We start from the raw sequence: 22,665 nt of genomic DNA on the forward strand, positions 1-22,665 counted from the left end.
ATCTTAAATCTAAGTAAGGAGGAAGAAACCCAATGGGTAATCAACAAAATCAAGAAGGTAAAGAAGTAGCAGTAGTAGAGAAAAGGAGGAATGGTTTAATGAAAGGAAAGAATAGTATTGCAATTTGGAGTATCGCCCTGATCCTGGGGGCAGCCCTGGCCCTGACGATCGGTGGAATCTACGGGGTTGGTGTGCTTAAGGCAGGGGAAAATGTGCTCTTGTTTCATGATCCTGATGCCTCTGATACAGGTACCTGGACGGTCGACAGTCTCTGGCATGTGACGGATAAAGGTGTTTTTCCGGCCAGTCGGGCCTACAGTGGGTCGGAGAGTTTTTACTATGGCTTAGATGCAACTCATACCTATGATGCTGGGGGAGATGATACAGGGATATTAATCAGTCCCTTAATAGATGTCCCTGATACCGGGACCCCAGCGGTGATTCTCTCCTTCTGGCATTGGATCCACACCGAGCTGAATGCGCCTGATGAAGACTATGGGGTGGTGGAGATCAGTGATGATGGAAGCAATTGGATCATGTTGTCCGAGTATCGGAATAATGAGCCTAATTGGACCCTTAAGGAATTTAATATTACCGAGTTCGTGAAAACGGCTGGCGACTCAAATGGTAATTCGATCCCGGATATTCAGGTTAGATTCGTTTTCTACTGCAATGCCAGTGACAATACCTATGAAGGCTGGTATATAGATGATATCAAGGTAGCGGCGGTGGAAGTCGAGAACGTGATCGCCTGTCACGGCTCGACGGACAATCTTGTTTTGGATATGACCATCACGCCGTCGGCCACAGGTGATAGTGCTATTTATCCGACTTCAGGTTATAAGGGTGATCCTACGAGTAAGTTTACCTATTTCAAGAATATTTCCACTGCCAGCAGTATTTCTTGCGCCACACCGACGGTTACGGGCAATACGGTTAATGTGGCCTGGGTTGATACTGGGATTGGCAGTGGTTTCAGCGGCGCTTCCGGCAATGCCTCGCATATCTTTATCGACGCGGATAACGATTCAGCCGCCACGATAACCCCTGATGCGATCCTGGGCGGTCCAAGCAGCGGCATTGCGGCCGGTACAGCCCTTATTCCTTTCCATAAATGGGAGCTGCACACCGATGAAGTGACCAACGATACTATGTCCTACAGCTCTGGTGAGGATATCGTTATCGACTATGATGATGACCGGATGATTACGCACTCTGGCACCTCTGGTATCCCGGGCGGAGCAGACGCCCTCCTTTATAATGGGTCCGATACCCAGCCTTCCCAGATAGAAGGGCACTTATTAAGGGTGTTCGAGAAGGATGTTATTAAGCAGGCTTCTACGGATGCCGGTATTGCCACAACCGAGCCTGATGGTGATGATACCTATGCTTCTGGCGTGAACTTGGGTTCTTATGTTACCGCCGGGCAAACCATCATCTTGCCTGGTGCAAATGGAACAATAGAATCGGATACCAACGATATTAATGGCGTAGCTGGTGCTGATGATTACAACGATACGGCCCTGTTTGATTTAGTCGTTACCTGGGGCACAGCCACTGGCGGACAGAATCCGGGCCAGGGCGATGCCCTGAAGACGGTCTGGAGTAACGGTCCAGATACGCAATATTATATTGATGCCAATCATGGTGGCTGGTATAATGGCGCCCTTTCGGATACTACCTCTACTACCCTTTCTTATACGGCCAACCCGCATGCCAATGTAACAGATACCGGCGAGGTAATCATTACCAGCCAGAATGATACGCTCGATACCGGGCTGTTAGATGGAACCGGGCCGGATACGGTGGCCATTGCTGGGTATGTCGATTTTGCGGCGATAGCTAATGTTTGGATCGTTGATACGATTGATTCTACACCTGGCAATGCCTCTGCTGTTTATGATGATGGGGAGGCGCTTTTTAGTAGCAGCGATAATCAAATAGATTCGACTGATGCTATTATCCGGAGCGGATGGGCCTCGGTGACTGCTTTTAATACTGCCTCCGATAGTATCTATTATTACGATACAGGGAGCCTCGGTGTCTTTGATCTGGGCGATACGATTTGGGCTGATGTAAATGGCAACGGTCTTTATGATAGTGGAACAGACGTAGTGCTGAATGGAAGCAGTAGCGGACTTAATGATGGTGACACCGGTCTGGCCTTTAACGGCTCTGATTCGGTAGCCTATATAGATACTAATCATGATGGTCAATATGACTCAACCCCAGGTAGTTGTGAACCGCTTATTTATCTTGGCGGCGACACAGGTATAATACCGGATTGGGCGTGGGAATGGTATACCATCCTTGCTCCGACCGGGACCGCGGATGTAAATGCAGGGGAGACTTATGCAGATACAGGTACTGGTTGGGCGGAGAATGGCGAGTGGCAGACCCTAAATCTAAATTGGGCTACGGCAAATGAAATGGTAGATAATCAGATTTTGGTGGGTGTTGATGTGGATGGGGGGAATGATTATGACACTCCTGAGGCTATTATTCAACTGGGGACGGGTCAGTATGATTCGGCAAATAATGGACAGACTTCTTACCTTACGAGTGGGGATACGGTTATCACTGCTGGTCTGGCTAGTATGATTGGGATGTCCACCACCGGCCTTTCTTACACCGATTACGATAGCGACGATCTGATCGACACCCCAGAGCAGGTGGTCTGGGATAGGATCAATAGTACAGATACGATTAATGGTATTAGTTTGGTTCCCCCATTGCCTAACATGACTGGTAATGATTATGGCCTTGGATTTTTCGATAACATGATCGTTGAAGGTCCGGGGAGTACCGGTGATGGAATGCCGACTACCATGCTGGCTGAGTGTGGGGATTCTTATGTAGCTAAAAGTATTGCTAAGGGTCCCACGAGTACTACGGCGCCTACGGATCTTCTTCCGGATGATAATCCTGATCTATCCACCCGGGATGTTATTGCGATTAACACGGTAGCTACTTGTACAACCTCGCGTAGTTACGGTAACATCTGGATGATGGCCAATGATGACCGGGGTGATAAATCACCCACCAACAACCTGACCTATGATGATGTTCAGGAGACCCTTAATACCGGTTACTGGATAGATGTGAATAATGATTCTAAATTTGATGTCGGCGACATCCTCTATCTGGAGACCACGGGTAATACCCTCTTTGATTCCGGCTCGATAGTGGCTGGTGGCGGGACAGACTATCTTTTCTATGCGCCGCCAGATGCTAACTGGTCAAGCATACTTGATTCTAATAACCAGGCCTCTCCCAAAAACGCCTATCAGGTGAAGGACGTAAATGGGAGCCAGATGTATAGTTCAGGCAACACCCTTTACAACGCCAACTGGGTCTGGTATGATGCCAATGACAATAATGAGTTTGATACCGGGGACGCCATTTACCAGAACTCTATTCCTCTGGCTACCGTGAATGATTCTACTTATTATACTGGTTCAGGAGTAGTTACGGTCACGGTGAGAAACGATCAGATTTATACCTTTACGGGAGCCAATGCGCCGGCTGGAACTTTTCTGGTGGAATTCCTGACTACAGCTACAGGTGAGACATACACTGATGCTAATGGAAACGGATTTTATGATTCAGGTGATACATTGGCTGAGGTAAATGGGAACGGTCAGTATGATCCGCCGGAATGGCACACCAATCCTGATTGCGGATTTAACGCCGGCAATGAGGATATGTATCGGTTTAACTACACTAGTGAGACTAATTGTGAGTCTATTGTAACCGAAGATTGGCCGGCGGCGACCGGTATTCATACCTATTCTCCTTGTGGTGAGATGTGGTTTGCGGGTTCGAGTTCGCCTACTTCCCTGGCTGGGGTGCAGTTGAATTTCTTTAATGCCAATGATGGCTGGGTGGATAGTGTCACCAGTGACGGTAAGTATACGGCCACGGAAGAGGTCTGGACTGATGTCAATAATAATGGTGTGATCGACCTGCCCGGCTCTGATGCCTTGCTCAAGTTGACTGTTTCCAATTCCGGCACGGCCACTACCGAGGATATAACCGGCTTTAAGCTCTATTACGAGGATCCCTTAGATGTCAGCCCGATCGGCCTGCAGGTGGCAGGTGCGAATAAGGATCCGTCGATAACTATCACGGTTACCAGCACTGATTCCAACACCTGGGTGCTGGATCCGACCACAAACTTTACCCTGTCAGCAGCCACTCGATTCTATGTCACGGCCAATATTGCCGCTAATCCCACTTCTCATCTTTACGGGAATACCATCCTGATGTCGGTGGATTCTGATACGGTTTCCCTGCAGTCCGGGGCGGTCCTGTCCTCACAGTTGCAGTATAATGATCTCTACTATGTCACTATCGACTGCACTGAGCCGGGCAAGTCTGAGGTGGTCAGGATGGAGCTGATAAAGACGGGAGACTGTCCAGGTACTCCTTACGGTTCCACTTATCAGTGGGCCCAGATACGCAGCCTGGAGATCGATGATGATGGTGACGGCCTGATGGATGAAGACGGCCTGACAGGCTATAAGAACCACCAAACGGGCGTTGATGACGATGGCGACGGCCTGATAGATGAAGACTCGATGACCCCAGAGATAGGCTATGGTTACAATGTCTATGAAGTCAGGGATGATCTGAGAATGACCTTGGCCACGCCTTCGGATCAGGACGTGCGGATGTTGCGGGCCAAGTTCAAAAACGAGGATGGATATGACACCACGCCGGGTCGAAACAGCTTTGCTGACCTTGATCTTGATCCGGCCGGTGATGAAAATAGTGATGGCTCACCTGGGGTGGCCGGCCTGGATGATGATGGTGACGGCGCGGCCGACCTTAACGATGCGCAAGTAAACGCGGCCATAAATAACTGGTGGACGGATCAGGTGGACAACGACGCTAACGGTTACGTGGATGGTCGGGAGCAGGTCTACCTTAACGGGACTCAGGTCCTGATCGATGTTGATGGCGACGGCATCTTTGGCGAGATGGCCTTAGCCAACGGTATTATCAACGATGACAAAGGTTATATGGCGGCCAACGACGATGACGAAGACGGCATGGTGGATGAGGATGACTTCTTCCTCTTCTTTACCGGCGGCGAGCCTTTTATCGATGCTGATGGAAATAATTTCTTTGATGCGCTGGAGTCTTATGTAGATCAAAATCATAATGGCCAGTGGGATCGGGAGCCGATTACCCTGCCCTGGATTCACAAGACCACCGGCGTGATTGTCTCTGCTTCCGTAGGCTCTGCTGATCAAACAAATTACAAACCCATTCCGGTACTGCCGGGTTCTTGCTCAGACCTGCGGGCCAACTTTAACTGGGTGATTAATACTAAAATATGGCAAGCGGTCCAGAATCTAATCGAGCTCTCGGCCCAGAAGGCGTCTACCAATTCCACCTGTCTCTTAAACGGCGGGGTGGAGTACTCTATTAAGGCCCTGGCTTATGATAACTGCTGGGCTCATTCATCAATAGATGAAGACGCCGTGCCTGTCCGGGTGATTATTGACAACACCGCGCCGGTGATCGAGTCGGTGAGCTTGATATCTGACCCTGACCAGGCGGGCTACTACTTCTTCCAGGCTGAGATAGCCGAGGATGTCACCGGCAAGGCGCTCGATGTAGACAGAGTAGTCTTTAAGGTGGGGAGTGATTCTACGACTGCGTGTGCTCAAGCTATCTTCGCCACGGTGTATTCTTCGCCTTTCCGGACTTCAACCAGTTATGAGATTGGCCTTGACAATTCTCAGACCCCATGTCAAACCGGCAAGGCTTATGTTTGTGCCCAGGCCTATGACCGGCTTGGTTATGGAGAGCTTAATCCGAGCGGGAAGTTGACTGGTGAGTGCAAGGGCTATAATGAGCACAACGATACAGCGACAACCTGTCTAGTGGCGGGTAATGTCTCCAATGAGGTGGTCTATGAGGCTGAAGCCGCGGATAAGACGGCGCCGAGGGTGACTATCACCCGAATCGGGAACAATCAGAACCTGGAGAATGTGACGGCCAGGGTGCCTCAGGATATAGCCATCCAGATTGAGGTGGCCCCGTGGGCGGCCTTAGACCGGGATAATGATCCTCGTATTTGGGGCGATGGGTCGGCCGGATCGGCTGATCCCAAATATTATCGGCCGATGCCGCCTGAGTTTAAATATGTGGATCGTGACTTGGATGGGATGTTTGATTTCAGCACTGACCATATCTACTATGATACCGGTATAGTCAATATAGTGGATGCGGCCGATTCATACTTTGAATATAACATTACTACCACCAGCTCCCCGGTAGATACGGGCGCTAATCTCACCTCCTTTAACTACGATAACACCTATCTGACCGGTGTAAAATGGGTTGATGGCGGTGACACTGGTTTGAATGATGGCAGCGCTGATTCGATCTTCTTAGTCACCAATGACATCGATTATGTTATGTTCCAGTATAAGAGACCGTGGGAAGGTGAAAGTGACTGGAAGACCTTAGGCTCTATCACCGGTGAACAGCTTGATGTCAACAGTGATGGGGTGGTTGATCTGGTAGACTTCACCTATCCGCTGGTAGTCAACTGGGATACCCGGCAGCTTTACGGCGACTACAAACTAAGGGTCCTGTCTTACGACTGCGAAGGAAACGTGCTGAAGACCCCGGCCGGCGTCATCTGGGCGCCGGAGGTGGAGGCCACGGTGGATAACACCTGTGTGGCCCCCTACTTCCTGGGATTTGTAGATGGAAGTTTAGGCGATTTAGGCTCAGACAGCTTTAGTGAGATTACCCTGGTCAATGACAGTTCGGATACGGTCCACGGCAAGGTTAAATTTGTGGCCAACACCTACTCCAACGAGGTCGATCGGGTAGAATTCTACTATTCGAGCTGCATACCTCAGGAGAAGGCGGATGTGCTCTTTATCATTGACAATTCCGAATCAATGGGTGACAAGGACAGCCCGGGTACCGATCTCTACGAGGCCATTCAAAATGCCCAGAAGCTCGATCTGAAGGAGGGTGGCGGCATTAGGGTGGGCGTCCTGGCTTACCAGGAATTGGTGGCGGCCATAGATGGTGGCGGTCCGGCGATGACGGATAATCAGGCTACCTTTGTCAGTTGGCTCGAAAAGGTAGCGGATGCAACCGGCGTGGGGAGCAGCTGCGAAAAGGCCTTCACGGCCATCCAAGACGGATTGAGCCTGTATAACAGCCTTTTTGATCCGGCTTCCAAGAAATTTGTAGTCCTGGTCACTGACGAGGATTCTTATGATGATCCCGAGAAACAGAAGGCGATTGACGCCTTAAAGGCCCAGGGGGCCACCCTGTTTGTGGTCTTCAATAATCCTCCTTATACCACCAGTGATCCGGCTTGCGATACGGGTTCGACGGTCAGTAATCCGGCTCAAGACTTTGATGGGACGACGGTGGGGTCCATCACTGCCGAGATGAATGGCAACTTATATAATAATGGCCCCTCTAAGAGTTATAACCTTAAAAACTATCCTAATGTGGCGGCTGCCTGGAACGCTGTCCTGGGCGAGATTAGCGCCTCGATCAAGATGATCGGCGCCGGTTGGAATTATATCGGCACGGATGCCACGCCAGAGGTGATTGACAGCCCGGGTGGAGAGCCGATGCAGATTTGGCGTTCCATAGACTGGGATTCTACTCAGTTCCCGAACTCTATTGGCGCTGATTCGGCTGGTTACAAGGTGATTGTTCAGGCCGTGGATGATGACGGCAATATGTGCCATATTGAATCGGTTTGCTTTGGCGTGCACAATGCCTGTCCGGCCGTGAAGCTGGCTAATGTGCCGGCCCTTTCTTACATCGCTGCCAGGAGCGCGGCCAGTCATCCGGATATCGAATATCACTGGATGGAGGGCGAACCTTTCAAGGATGATGATAAGGACGGCGTTTGGGATATGGGCGAGTCTTATGCGGATATAAACGGCAACGACACCTACGATGCCGTCTCGGCTTACCTTAAGGTTACCCTAAGAGCCCAGTTGGATGCAGGCACTGCCTTGAGTGATGTTTCGCTGGTGCAGTATCAGTATTCGGTTAATGGAGGCGATACGTGGGCTGCCATATCTCATCCCTGGTTAGGTGATAGTGTGGCCACCTCGGTGCTTAATCCCGACTGGTCGATGGTCTGGTATCCGGAGCTGAATTTTAAGAACCTGAGAAGAGATATGGGCATCCTGCTTCGGGCTAAGGTTTACGGTACGGACGAAAAATGTGTAGAGAACTATAGCCACGTAGAGATGGGCGACAACATCGAGCCAATCGCTACTATTGTGGAGATCAAGGATTCCAACAGCCAGCAATATGTGAATGATGGCAGCCGGGTGAATCTCTGCAGCGGGGCGCAGATGGGTCTTGACATCCTGGCTATTGCCTATGATCAGGATGCGGCGCCTGATTCCATGTCCGATCCAAACACCGGCACGGATGAGCCGGCGGATAATACCACTATTCAGGATATGGCCTTCTACGTCAAGAAGCCTGGTTCCACCAGTTGGGAGGCCTTGAATGTTGGCATTACGCCGGCTGTGACTGATTCTGATGGTGATACTAATGACTGGCGTATCAGTTGGACGATGGCGGATATTGAGAGCTGCACTGAAGGGCGATGGCTCTTTGCGGCCGTGGCCACTGACTGGGCCGGTAATAAGACCCTGATTACCTCGGAGGCTGATACTACGCCTACTAATGATCCTTACGGTGATGTGGGGCTTGATTTAGTGAGCGCCACTGATCCGACTTTCCCGACGCCGGGCTATCAGCTTTACGGTGACACTGAGCCTTACTTAGATGACGCGGCTAACAGTCAGCCTCCTTACACCAATCCTAATGGCCGCTGGGAGGGTAATGGCCGGACCGATTCGGTTTACAAGAACATTATCATTGACTGCCTGCCGCCTGAGGCTGCTATCGCCAGTTATGATGCCATCCGATGCTTCCAGGATACCTTTGACTTAGACATCGCGGCTACCTCGGCCTTTGGCGCCTATAATGTTAATTCGACTGGCAGTCCTTACAAGGTGGTTCAGGTCTGGATGAGAGAGAAGGATTCCGGAGATTCCTGGACCCTGATAGCCACGACGGAAGAAGAGGTCGTTATTGATACCGGCGATATGGTGGTCAGCACGCGGGTGAAGGTTGGCTCGGATGATGTCCAGGTAGTTAATGTGGGTGAATATGTTGATTCTGGAACCGTGATTATTACACCTGGCCCTAACGGGGTCATAGACTCGGTCCTGGGTGATGCGGATGGCGATGGAGCGGCTGATACGATTGCCTTTAGCGGAGATGCCACGGCTAAGATTAGAGGGACCTGGAGCTCTCTCACGCCTACTGATGAGGCGATAGACACCTATGCGGTCAGGGTGACTTATCCGGTGCCGGGCAATGGGGACGATGAAGACGGCAACTCAGCCGATGCTGACGAGGATGGCTATCCTAATGGTCAGGAGATAACGGCGGGGAGCGATCCAAATGATTCTACTTCTTATCCGGCGGGTGATCCTGAGCCGGCTTCCAACTACATTGATGAGGACGGCCTCGGTGGTCTTGATCCCGGTCCTGGGGTAGAGAAGACCTACGAGTTTATGGTTACGGCCATTGACCGGCAGGATGAGTTTAGTAATCCTGGTAATGATGATTACACCCAGGCCTGCTACCAGCATATAATCGAGGTTGAGGTTGACACTATCAGACCGGAGGCCAGAATCTCGCAGATCGATGTCAAGACCACGGGTGATGATGACAGTGTGGCCCTGGCTGATGAGATTGACACGGCTCAGACCGTGACGGTCACCACAGGTGAAGATCATCTCATCGTGGCCGTGGTTGATCCTGATCCGAGCGGCGGCTTCAGCGGCTCGGAGACCTCGGTAGGTGATGTCTCTAAGGTAGCCTTCTATGCGGATGATCCGGCGACACCTGACGTGGAAAATTACACCATCCTGATTGGTTGGGGTGACAATACCGACCATGCGGCTGATGGCTTCCCCAATAAGTATTCGGTTAGATTGACGGATACCCAACTGGCCGCCCTGGGTGGGCCAGGCTGTTACAAGGTGATAGCCATTGCCTATGACGATAATTGTGACAATAATAAAGAGGACAAGAAGGCGGAGGCCGCACCTTATTATGATGCGTGGGGCACAGAGGATACGGAGAAGCTAACCCTCTGTATCGAAGGCCCATGTAATCTGGAGCTCAGTCTGGGTGGTTTAGGTAATAATGGGTGTGAATCCAATGATATAGGGGACACTACCCTGGATAACCGGGTCTACCTCAGTGGCATTGATGAGGCTGAGTGTAAGAAGACCAAGGTCTCCGGCGATGAGCTTGACCTCTATGTGACGACTGCATCGCAGGTAGATACTACCTCCATTGAGATCAGCTTTGACGGCGGCTCTACCTGGGAGGCCATGAATTACAATAACTTTAATGACTTTACCTTTACCTTATATGAGGATGACTTCCCCTATTACTCCACGGCTGATCCGAACCAGCCCGGGGCTCAGGCCAAGTTTGAGGATGTCGTGGTGAATGTATGGCCAACGACAGCTCATTATTATTCGGTGCCGATGAATGTGGCGGTTGATCCTGAGGGGGCTTATATCTGGCAGTCACCGGCGGGTGTGCTGGGCAATATGATTGTGGATGGTGGTGACTCCATCTGTCAGACAGCTAAACTGGTGGGTTCTGATGACATCCAGCTTGAGGAGGTAGGCTATCGGACGACCATAGGTGGGATTGAGTGGATGGCGCTTATTCTGCCTGGTCCGGATGGTATCCTCCAGTCAGTCCCGGGTGATACCGATGGCGATGGTGACATCGATAAGGTAACTACTGACGATAAGTATCAGATCAATGCGGGGTCGATCTCCACCGGCGCTATCTCCACCCCGGTTATCGTCAATAAGATCGGGGGAACTTGCCGAACTAAGATGCGTGCAGGGTCAGATGACCTTCAGGTGGTGGAGGTGGGCGCTGTTCTTACGGCTGCCACGGTCAATACCACTAATGGTGACTCCATAGTGGTGATTATGCCGGGTAAGGATGGTATTCTCCAGTCTATTTCTGGTGATGCCAATGGTGATGGTTATCTTTCCGCGGCTGAGGCCACGGCAAATCTCAATGGCGATGCCAGGCCAGCCGATAGAACAGCACCGATTACTATCAGCTATGCTTTTACCATAGATGCGGTAGGTAACGATACCTATGACCAGCAGATCGGTGAGATGGTTTTGCCTGGCGCTCAGGTCTGGTCCATTAACAAGGACATCTCCGGACTGGCTGATGGCGTCTACCAGGTAATGGTCAAGGCGGCCAACACCTCCGGATCCTGTGAGGATCAGATATCCAAGAAGATCATTATTGACCGCACCGCGCCGCAGCTTGGGGATATTGAGGTTTCGCTGGGGACCGGGTGTGGTAATGTGGTTGGAGCCGGTCAGGCCGTGCCTCTCTGGGCCACGGTTTCTGACCCCAGTGGTAACACGGACATTAACATCATTGGGGTGGCCTCGGTCCTCTTCCAGTGGTCTAAAGACGGCAATACCCAGGATGGAACCAGCATGTGGTATGACATTGACAGCGATGATATCCCTGCCAATGGTTGGTCTATTAACTGGACTGCGCCGGGCAATCTGCCGGAAGGGACGACTTTACATGTCAGGGCGATTGCCTATGATGATGCCAAGAACGGCGCCCTGCTGAATGACGGTATCACGGTGACCGTAGATACGGTAGCCCCGACGGTCCATCTGGTTTCACCCGTTGATGCCACCCAATTTACCAAGGGCGATGTGCTCACCCTGGTGGCTTCTACTACTGATACGGCTGATCTGGCCAATGTCACCTTCCAGTATTCGGTTGGAGACACCGATCTGGCGGGAGAAGTCTGGACCAACATTCCGGCTTACACTTATTCCGAAGCGGACATTGACGGTTCTGACGGCTGGCAGGTCTTGTGGGATACGGCGGAGACCAACCTGCCTGAGACAGCCGATTATTATGTCCAGATCAGGGCGGTTGCTAGGGATTGTGCTGGAAATGAAAGGCCCTCGCCGGTGGTTATCCTGCTTCACGATTACGATGGTATGCCTTCGGCCTGGTTGACGAGGATTTCCGCATGTGAAGACAGGAACGTCCTGGATCCTTACCTGGCTGTTACTGGAATCGCGAGCTTGAGCGGGATAACTGATGCGACAGCGGTGATGGTAACTCTGGAGATAATGGGGTCTGATACCGCTGATACCTGGACAGAATTGGGAATAGCTGGAGTTACAGATAAGGCCTTTGCCTATATCTGGGATGCGACCACCTGGGCTGAAGGTGTTTACTACCTGAGGGTCAAGGCCACGGATGATGATGGCAATACCAGCGAGCCTACCGATAAGGTCAAGATCGTGGTTGATCATACCACACCGGTGGTTAAGACCTTTGAGGTTAATACCTTATCGCCAAATGCGGGTGACTCCATCGTCTTCACCGTGGATGCTGATGCGACTATGTCTGATATCGATGGCGAGACGGTTGAGGCCCAGAGTGTTACCCTCCAGCACTGGGATGCTATTGCTGCTGTGTGGAGGAATAATCTTTTTCAACCTCCAATATTTACTTACAGTGCTCAGACTGGTCTGTGGACATACACGGCTGCCAGCCCAACTGCTTTGAGGACCGCCCTGGATATAACCACTGATAAGTGTGAGTATTACGTCAGAGCATTGGTTGATGATTGGGCTTGCAATACTAACAACTTAGACTCCATTGGCATAGATTCCCAGGGTAATGAGTACAGCGGCGATGACCTGCCGACTGCGGTCAAGAAGATACAACTTGATACCCTTGAACCGACTGTGGAAGCTGTTTATGCCGGCAACCGCTACTATGAATACGGCGCTAATGTGGCCTGCGGTGGAGACGAGGTGGATGTCTATGTCAAGCTGAGAAAGGATGACTGCAGCGGCATAGATGAATCCTCCATCAACTTCTTCTATCGAGAGTTTGGTACAGCTAACGAATGGAAAGAGATAAAGTATGGCGCCGCCATTGCCCTGGAAGATGTCCTGACTGAGGGCACTACCGGTTACGAATACCTCTATGCCACCAAGTGGATTACCCCACCTAACCAGCGGATGGCTGATATGAACTACGAGGTAGGCGCCTACGTGGCTGATGAGGCCGCTAATGACACCTATTCCTGGAAGATAAATAGGACGGCCAATGTTACGGTAGAGACCGATTGCACGGCTCCGACCGGCACAAGTGTTACGGCCAGTGATACCGATAACAGTCATCTCTGCGGCGACAACTCGATGGACGGTATTATTGAGCTGAAGGCTTACACCGCCGGTCATGCGGATGACTATCGTCCGATCTATGACACCAGCGTGGATGACAATATCAATTCAGCCACGGTTGAGTTTTACTACCAGGATGGCGGCACCTGGACACAAATATATGGCCTGGACGTAATGACCACCCTGAAGGTCTCGACTGATGTGGGTGATAAGGTTATGGCGGTGGTAAGCACCACAGGCTTTGCGGTAGATGACCTAATTAAGATCAAGTCTGCGGGTGTGGAAGAGGTTCGGACCATTAAAGAGATTAACCCTGCCACCAATGAGATTACGGTTGATCAGGGCTTGAGCGCTGAGTATGAGGTTGGCTGCGCCACGGTGCACGAACTGGCTAAAGCTGCTTATACTCCAGGACTTACCACGGCTCTCGCCGCCGGTGCAGACTCGGATGCGGGCACCAGGGTTATCGCCCTGGCTGATGTTACCGGCTTGGCGGCCAAGGATAAGCTCCTGCTTACGGGTGGAAGTAAGGCTGAGATCGTCACGGTGGTATCGGTAGAGGGAAATACGGTGACCATTGATCCAGCTCTGACCAATGATTATAGTAATTGGCCGGATACCGTCTCTGTTATCAAGTCCGGTTACTGGGGTATCAATCTGGATACCAGGAACCTGCCTGATGGCACCTACACTATTGCGGCCAGGGCCATTGATTGGGCCGGCCATGAGGAAGACATGGCCACTCTGACGACCACTACCCTGGTGGTTGATAATCCGAGAGCCGATGTGAGGGTTACTACTGAGCGTAGTGTGGAGCGGGGTGAAGAACTCCTGATCGAGGCTACGCCGGATGATGACAGTGATGTGGCCGCGGTGGGCTTCTGGTATACGGCCGATGATCCGACTTGCGAGACGGCGGCCTGGACAATGATGACGGCTGTTACTACCTCAGCCAATATGGATACTAATATGACCGAAGGTAAATACGCCTTCAGATGGGATACCAGGGGTATATCGCTGTCAGACTTTATGGATGAGGCTTGCAACTGCTACGTTGACTCAATGTGCTTTACCGTGGTCGGTATTGCCTGGGATGATGATTGCGGTCGAGCGGGTGATGACTGGCCTTATGGCCTGACTGATTCGGACACCTTCTCGGCAGCCATCGCTGAAGGTCGATATATCACCGTATGTGTGACCGATACTACGGCCCCGAAGATTACCCTGACTGCGATTGATTATACCAGTGAGTGTGGGGTGACCGGTGCGCTTAACCTGCCGGAAGAGGCCGAAGATATGATCATTGGCGGGTTGGCGACGGTTACGGCTCAGAGTGAAGGGGCCGCCGATGACCTTAATACCGGTCCGGCCCACGTCAGGTTTATGTATCGGCTCTATGGCACGACTACCTGGACGACCCTGGATATGGATCCGATTCATACTAATGGAAATGATACCGATCCTACCAGTTGGGTGCTTAGTAATTGGGATACCTTGGCGCCGAAGCTGAACGGTGTGTATGAAGTAGGCATTGAGGCCACGGATGTCTTTGGCAACACCACCGAAGAGGTTTATCCCTTCAAGCTGCGGATCGATAATGAGCCGCCCACTAATGTAAAGCTGACCCTCTCCGGGCCGAATACACCGGAGATTAGCTCGGACGGAACTACGACCGGCACCTTAGAGCGGGGCGACCGGGTGGTGCTTAAGGCCGAGGTTGATGGGGCGGAGATGAATGATGTGACTCAGGCCACCTTTGCCTGGAAGTCGCATACAGATGTTACCGATAACTGGAAGCAGATTACCGATACCTCCTCCAGTATCAATCCTGATACCAATTATCCTTACGCCATTACCTGGAGAACCGGTCTGCAAAATGGCAACGATAGTCCCCTGGTAGTCGGTGGGACCTATGACATTATGGTGACCGTGGCCGATCGGGTAGGTTGCACCGCCACCGCCACAGTGACGGTAACGGTTGAGGATAATGTGGCTCAGGCGATAATCAGCCGGATTATTACCGACTGTGATACCTACGGTGACTGCGAAAATATGGATAGCGTCAGGATTAATGGTTTGGTCAGGTTTGAGGCTCAGGTAGATGATGATGTGACCAGGCTAATCTGGAAGTATCGCCAGGTAGGCGCTGATAGCTGGATTACGGCTTCAGATGACGGTAGGACCGTAGTTGGTGATAATGGATTTATGCTGGCCTCCTGGGATGTGACCACGCTGGATGAGGGCGAATATGAGATGATCGTAGTGGGCACCTCTGATCTTGGCCTCACGGATGTCAATGAAGTGAGTATCAAGTTCATCGTGGATCAGCAGGCCGACTTTGGTCTGCTCTTTAGTAGCCTGGGAGACAAGGGCAAGGTGGGCTTTGCGGATAATACCCAGTCGATGGCCGATGAAGGACGCCTTGATCTGATCGCCCAGATCAATGTGCCGGATGCTGACATCCATAAGAATGCCGGCACTGGTTGGTATGATGGTCTGACCTTTGGATTCAAGCTCTGCGCTGACATTGATACCGGGACAGCCAGTTGGAACTGGTTTGATACGCCGGCTGTTTATGATGATCTGACCGGCTACTTCTCCTTAGGTATCAATGCCGTTGAATTTGTGGCCGCAGGTGGCAATGCCAACAATTGTTGCTATGACTTTGCCATCAAGCTGCGAGATCAGGCCTGCAATGAGGACTACGTGGTCATCGCTAAAGGCGTGACCGTGGACAATCTGGATCCGAGGGCCTGCATCACGGCTATTAATGAGGATACCACCTTAGAGGAGGTGGTCGATGTCTCCAATAAGGCGAGGACGACCATTAGGATGACGGCCTTTGATGCCTGCACGGCCGTGACCAAGGTGCAGTTCCAGATTTCTGATACATCGGCTTATATCTGGCGAGACATTGATGTCATCCTGGTGACGGATGGAATGGATCCGAACAATATAACCATTACCTGGAATACCACGGGTATGCCAGGGGGTGACTACTGGTTGAGGGTAGTCGCCACTGATCAGGTTGGAAATATCGGGGCGGATGGTGATTGCATCAGACAGGTGAGGATTACCGACACCCTGCCGCCGGTAGCGGTTATCGCTGGTTATGATGACTATCAGGTCAGGATTTCCCAAGGATTCTCCGGCGGTCAGCAGGAGATTAACAACATCTATGTGGATGCCATCTACGCCGTGACCTATTGTCCGGATGTCCAAGAGGTCCAGTTCCAGGCCTCGAGTGATAATGGCCAGACCTGGACTAATATCGGCTTTGCCACTAATCCGGTGGCTGTGGGTGATACCCCGGCGGGTAGAGATAAGTATGCGGTCTGGAAGGTGACCTGGATACCTGAAGCCGGGAATTATCTCCTGAGGGCCTTACCCAAGGATGACCATGGGAACAGAGATGAATCCATTGCCCCGGTGACCGAGATTGCAGTTACAGCCGCGGGTCAGGTTACGGTAATGGATGTGACCGACGTTAACCTGGGTGAGATCTTTGTAGCCGCTCACCTGATTGATAGGAAGACCTTAGAGATTACGGCTGAGATTTCAGGTGATAAGGCCCCGCTCAGAACCGTTCTGGTAGTGGTTGAGGATGCCCAGGATAATGTCTATGAGGAGATCATCGAGGTCTTCCCGAGAACCGATGTGCCTAACACCTACGTGGGTGTGACCACCACCGACCTGGCCACCATTGCCCACGGGGGCACGATTACGGTCTACACGGCCGGCACGGACAACTTTGGCCAGATAGGCGGCGCCTCGGAGTATGCCTTAAAGACGATGAAGGTCTATCTGGTGACCCGTAGTCTGGGCACTAACGGGCCGGTGACCATAGATGACCTGACGGTAGCCATTCCTGGCAACTATGGCGGGGTTAATGCCGCTAACAGGACAGGTCTGTTGATCCTGCCGACTATTAGGCCGGTCACTTCCGCTGGTCAGGCCAGACATATCAAGCCGGTAGGGCAGGCCTACCAGGTGGTGCTGCTTAGTGAGCCTGATTCTCCTCCGGTCTTTATCCGCGGCTATGAGCCGAGGGTGACTATTAAGTATCCGAATGACCTTGAGCTGGCGGCTCTGGGTATTAATGAGGATAACCTCTCTGTCCGCTACTGGAACGAAGGCGTGGTTCCGGAACTCGGCCGAGCCGGCTGGGATAATGACAAGATTGTCAGAGTAAAACAGGATAAGGTGAATAATACCCTTAGCTTTGACCTCTCGGATACTACCCTGACTGAGATCTACTCGGTAGTTGAGACGGAGAAGTCCTATATCAGGAAAATTGCCTTTGATGGGCCTCAGGTTACCTATATCGGCGATCCGCTGGGGACGATCTATGTCAGGAACGACTTTGACATCATTACTGTCTGGGCTGTAGAAGGCGATGGCGTGGATCTTAAGGATATTGAGAATGTGGAGATGACCATTGATAATATCCCGGTGGCTAATGCGACCTTCAACAACGGTGTGTTGGAGAACAACATCAGGCTGGGTCAACTTAATCTGACCAATCTTAGGATAGAGGCGGATGTCTTGGCTGATTCGGCGGGTATCTTCCCACTGACTGAGGGTGAGCATATCCTGAAGGTCTACCTCCGCTCTAAGAGTGACAAGACCGAGCTGACCTACGACCAGCCCTTTGTGGTGGATATGACTGGACCATTTGCCGTGCTGGATGGTGATCACTACTACAAGCCCTGCACGGATAAGGGCGTGATTTCAGCCATCTTTGCAGATTGGGGGAGTGGTTTCAACCTGGATGATGACACTGATGGGTTGGATGACATCAGATTGGATATCTGGAAGTATATCAAAGACCTGGAGGTAGAGATAGATGTAGCTACTGGAGATGTAACTGCTACCGGCGGCGGAATTGCTAACACGGTTAATCTACCTTACCTGAAGGGTGTAGCCAACGATGGTGAGGATCAGGGTAATATCATCAACTTCCAGCGCAAGGTCTTGCTCAAGACCGTTTATGGTCGAGAGGGTGGTCTGAGGTTCCAGTACTCTGATGACTTCATCAATGATGGTCTGGATAACGAGACCTGGCATGATCTGCAGACTACCTGGGATCATAAGAATCATAAGGCTTGGCGGATAAGCTATAAGTATAACGATGGCAACCTCAAGGAAGGTGAGACCTTGCAGGCCATCTTCTACGTCGGTGGACATGAGGATTGGGATGATCTGGATGATCTGCATAACGAGCATTACGGTTTCTTCCTCTATCAGCCGTGGGGTCTGCCGACAGCCTCATCAACAGGAGGGTCAGGAGGATCTGGTGGATCCGGAGGATCTGGTGGATCCGGAGGATCTGGTGGATCCGGTGGAGCCGGAGGTGATGCAAGCGATAGTATGGCCGGTGGAGCTGGTGCCTCTGGTGCAGCCGGTGCAGCCGGCGCAGCCGGTGCAGCCGGCGCAGCCGGTGCAGCCGGTGGAGACCCTGACAGGAGAGACCTGATTATCGATGAGTGGGGAGATGAAGGAATTAACGATATTCCATTTGATCCGTTCCAGGCGTATTATATTGGTGATGATTTTGAAGATGCGTTGGGGAATGGTTCTGGAGAGACTTGGCTAGTCCGCAACTACATCATCGAGACCAGCGGACCGGCAGTGGCCTTTGATGTCAATGACGGTAGCGTGACCTCCAAGCAGCCGGCCTTTAATGTGAGGGTAGCGGATGCCGCTTCGGGCGTGACTTCGATCTCGGTTTACCTTGATGGGTATGACATTACCCTTGATCCGGGTGTCAAGCTAACCCCGGCCGGTGTTAGCTATCAGCCGACTATGCCGCTGGCTACGGGTAAGCATACCCTGATGATCGTGGCTATGGATAAGGTCGGTAATAAGACCACTAAGTCTATTACCTTTAATGTAGATGCCTCTATACCGATTATCACTATTGCCTCACCGGCTAATGGGGCGATTACTAATAACCTGCCTACCATTGAGGTTACCTATACTGAGGCTGAGGCGGCTGGCGCCGGGATCGAGGCCAAAGATGTAAGGGTGACTCTGGACGGAACAGATATTGTGGTTCAGGCTGGTGGGGCCGGGGTTAATACGGTGACCTATATGCCGGCTGAGCCTTTAGCCGAAGGTAGCCATACGGTGAAGGCTACGGTGACGGATAAGGTGGGTAATGTGGCCGTGGTCAGCTCCATCTTTACGGTTGATGCTACGCCGCCTGATATGGCCGGTCTGCCGGCTAATGGCACGGTATTCGGTAAGTATGTGGCTCTGGATCTGGCTATAGCCGACGAGGTAGCCGATGTGGGCTGCGACGGCGTGGCGCTGTGGATGAATTCCAAGCTAATAACTGATGCCTGCCAGTGCGTACCGTACCAGTCTGTTAACCTTAGGTGGTCAGGCTATCCTGAAGCGGGTGAGCATCTCATCCGGGTGGTAGCTACTGACCAGGTGGGCAATGTGGCCATGAAGGAGACCACCATCGTGGTTGATGTGGCTGGTCCGGTAATTACTATCCTGCCGCCTGTTACTGGCGCGGCCGGCCTGACTAAGGATACGGTTAGGATCGAGGCCACTATGACGGATGAGCCGGCCGGTGTGAAGGCTGATACGGTTAAAGTAACCTTAGATGGAACGGTGGTGGCCTACACCGTAACGGATAACCGGGTGGCCATTGACCTGGTCGGCCTGGCCGATGGACGGCACACCTTAGTGGTTGAGGCCGACGATAGAGTGGGTAATGCCGGCCGCAGTGAATGGATGTTCGAGGTGGATACGCAAGGCGCTGAGATATCAATTGCTACCGAGGCCGTTAATGGTTATGCGATTAATCCGGCGACTATTACCGGGGCAGTAAGCATTGACGGCGCTGATCTGGCTGCCCTGACCGTAACCGTGGACGGCGTTAATGTCACGCCGCAGGTCTTTAAGCAGTCCATTGACCGGGCCGTTAATGAGGCTATGGTCAACTGCTATGAGTACGAGTATGTGCCGTGCGGCGACCTGGTGGATTATTACCAGTCTGTAGAGGACGAGGCTTATTCCCAATCCGTAGACGAGGTGAATTTGGACGTCCAGATAGGTTCAGTCACGATAAGTTCGGCGCCGGTTGAAGCGCCTATTAGTGACTGCCTGACCGCGCCTTGCTGGGAAGAGACAATGAGAAGGGTGCTTGGCCTGTCAAGTATGACGGATGAAATCCTGGCCGCTTCTCTGGATATCATCAGGCTGGCCGGCATTTACTACACTACCCCGCCGCTGCCGGCCGGAGATCACACGGTAATAGCAACGGCGGTCGATGATTTAGGTAATAAGACCACTACGAGCCTGAACTTCAACATAGACGGCGCAGCCCCGAGCGTGGAGATCACCGCCCCGGCAGCCGGCTCCTTCACCCTGGCTCAGCCGATCTTTACCGCGACCTTTAGTGACGAAGGTATAGGTGTGGCTCGGGTAATGGTTAGCCTGGATGGCGAGGATGTTACAGCTCAGGCTAATATAGACATGGCCGCAGGCAGCCTTACCTTTATGCCTGGCAAGCCGCTGAAGGATAGGACGCATACCCTGAGTGTGACGGTAACTGATGTGGTTTGGAATAGCACTACGGCCGAGGTTACTATTCAGGTAGATAGTACGGCGCCGCGTCTCACTATTCTTTCACCTGCTGTTTCATCTGAAAATGGGGCAATGGATGCTCCTTACGTGACGGCTGGTGATTTGCTGATTGAGGCCGAATTTAATGATGCCGGCAGTGGGGTTGATACCGGTTGTGTGGAGGTAACTATTGACGGCGATTCAGTAGCGGCCACGGTTACCTCGACCGGCCTGATCTATCGACCGGCCATAGGCAGCCTGGAACCCGGGCCGCACGATCTGATAGTTAAGGTCTGCGATAAATTGGGTAACCAGGCAGAAGAGATGGCCTCCTTTATCGTGGGTGCGGCTGAGCTGGAGGTCAGTGAGGCCTACAACTTCCCGAACCCGTTTGAGGGAGAGACTACTATCCGCCTGAAGCTGACCAAGCAGGCTAATGTGACCATCAAGATTTACGATATGGTCGGTGATCTGGTGGCGACGGTGGCCGATGCCGAAGAGCATAAGCCTGGCAATGGCGGGGTGGTTTACTTCAACTGGGGCGGCACCAGTGATGAGGGCGATCAGATGGCTAATGGTGTCTACTATGCCAGAATAGTGGTAGAGGACGGCTCCAAGACCGTGGTTAAGGTAATCAAAGTGGCCTTGCTCAGATAGACGATTAGACGATTTCGGATTTTGGATTGCGGATTGCGGATTAAAAGAGCCCGCCGTCCGCAATCCAGTCCGAATAGACGATTTCGGATTTTGGATTGCGGATTGCGGATTAAAAAAGCCGTAGTCCGCAACAATCCAGTCCGAAGAATCAGGAGGCCGATCAAGGCCGATTCTCAGGATTTTAAAAGAGGAGATTCACGGTGGCAGTAGTAACCCTGGAGCGATTGAGAGCTAAATTAGGCGAGGAAGGGGTTGATGATCTCCTTAAGCTGATAGAGAATGTGGTGGAAGAACGGGGAGTAGTCAGGGGTGAGTTTGAGGCTATTTCTTCGCAGGTAGAGGAGGTTGATAAGAGAATAGAGGGAAAGATCGAGAGCTTTCGGGGAGAGGAAAGGGAAGAAAGAAAAGACCTGCGGGTAGAGGTGAAAGAGGAGATAAGAAGCCTGCGGGTAGAGGTGAAGGAGGAGATAAGAAGCCTTCAAGTGCGGATAGATAATCTTCAAGCTAACCTTCAAGCTCAGATAGATAATCTTCAGGATAACCTTCAAACACGGATAGATAATCTTCAGGTTGTGATAAATTCTCAGTTAAAATGGACGGTAGGCACGATCGCTCTATTTGGGACGCTGATAACTGTCTTAATGAGTGTATTTAAGTTGGTGGGGAAATGAAAGGGAAATAAGGGGTCGATCAAGGCCGATGTGGTGGTTACTGGTGAGTGGTGAAAGCTAGTCTAGCCGTTCTGGCGGTGAACATGACCACAGACCAGAGGGGTAGGCTACACTATCACTAGTTACCAGTGATCAATCACGAATATTAAAAGTAAATTATTCAGCCACTGATTAACACAGATTAGCACGGATAAATAGCAGATAACAGAGGACAGAAGACAGAGGTCAGAGTAGGGGCAACCCCTTGTGGTTGCTCAACTGTGGTTGCCTTACGGACACGAATCATGAACACGGTTCACGACGGATTTAATGATTCATATATTAACTATACTTTTGCACTTTTTTGTAACTACTTGAAATACAAATACTTTGTAATAACCTCTCGTCATTCCCGCGAAAGCGGGAATCCAGTAATATCAAGGCTTCTGGATTCCTGCTTGCGCAGGAAT

2 protein-coding genes are annotated in these 22,665 nt (G+C 51.6%); both read left to right on the top strand.

Features of this window, described 5'->3' with window-relative positions:
• Positions 1-32 precede the first annotated feature (32 nt).
• Positions 33-21,545, top strand: a complete 21,513-nt coding sequence (locus AB1797_03625; protein MEW5766703.1) for an Ig-like domain-containing protein — start codon at positions 33-35, stop codon at positions 21,543-21,545.
• Between the two features lie 200 nt (positions 21,546-21,745).
• Entirely contained in the window at positions 21,746-22,216 is a 471-nt protein-coding gene (locus AB1797_03630) for a hypothetical protein (protein ID MEW5766704.1), read from the top strand.
• Positions 22,217-22,665: the final 449 nt, after the last annotated feature.

The sequence above is a fragment of the bacterium genome (assembly GCA_040753085.1).
Taxonomy (GTDB): domain Bacteria; phylum UBA9089; class JASEGY01; order JASEGY01; family JASEGY01; genus JASEGY01.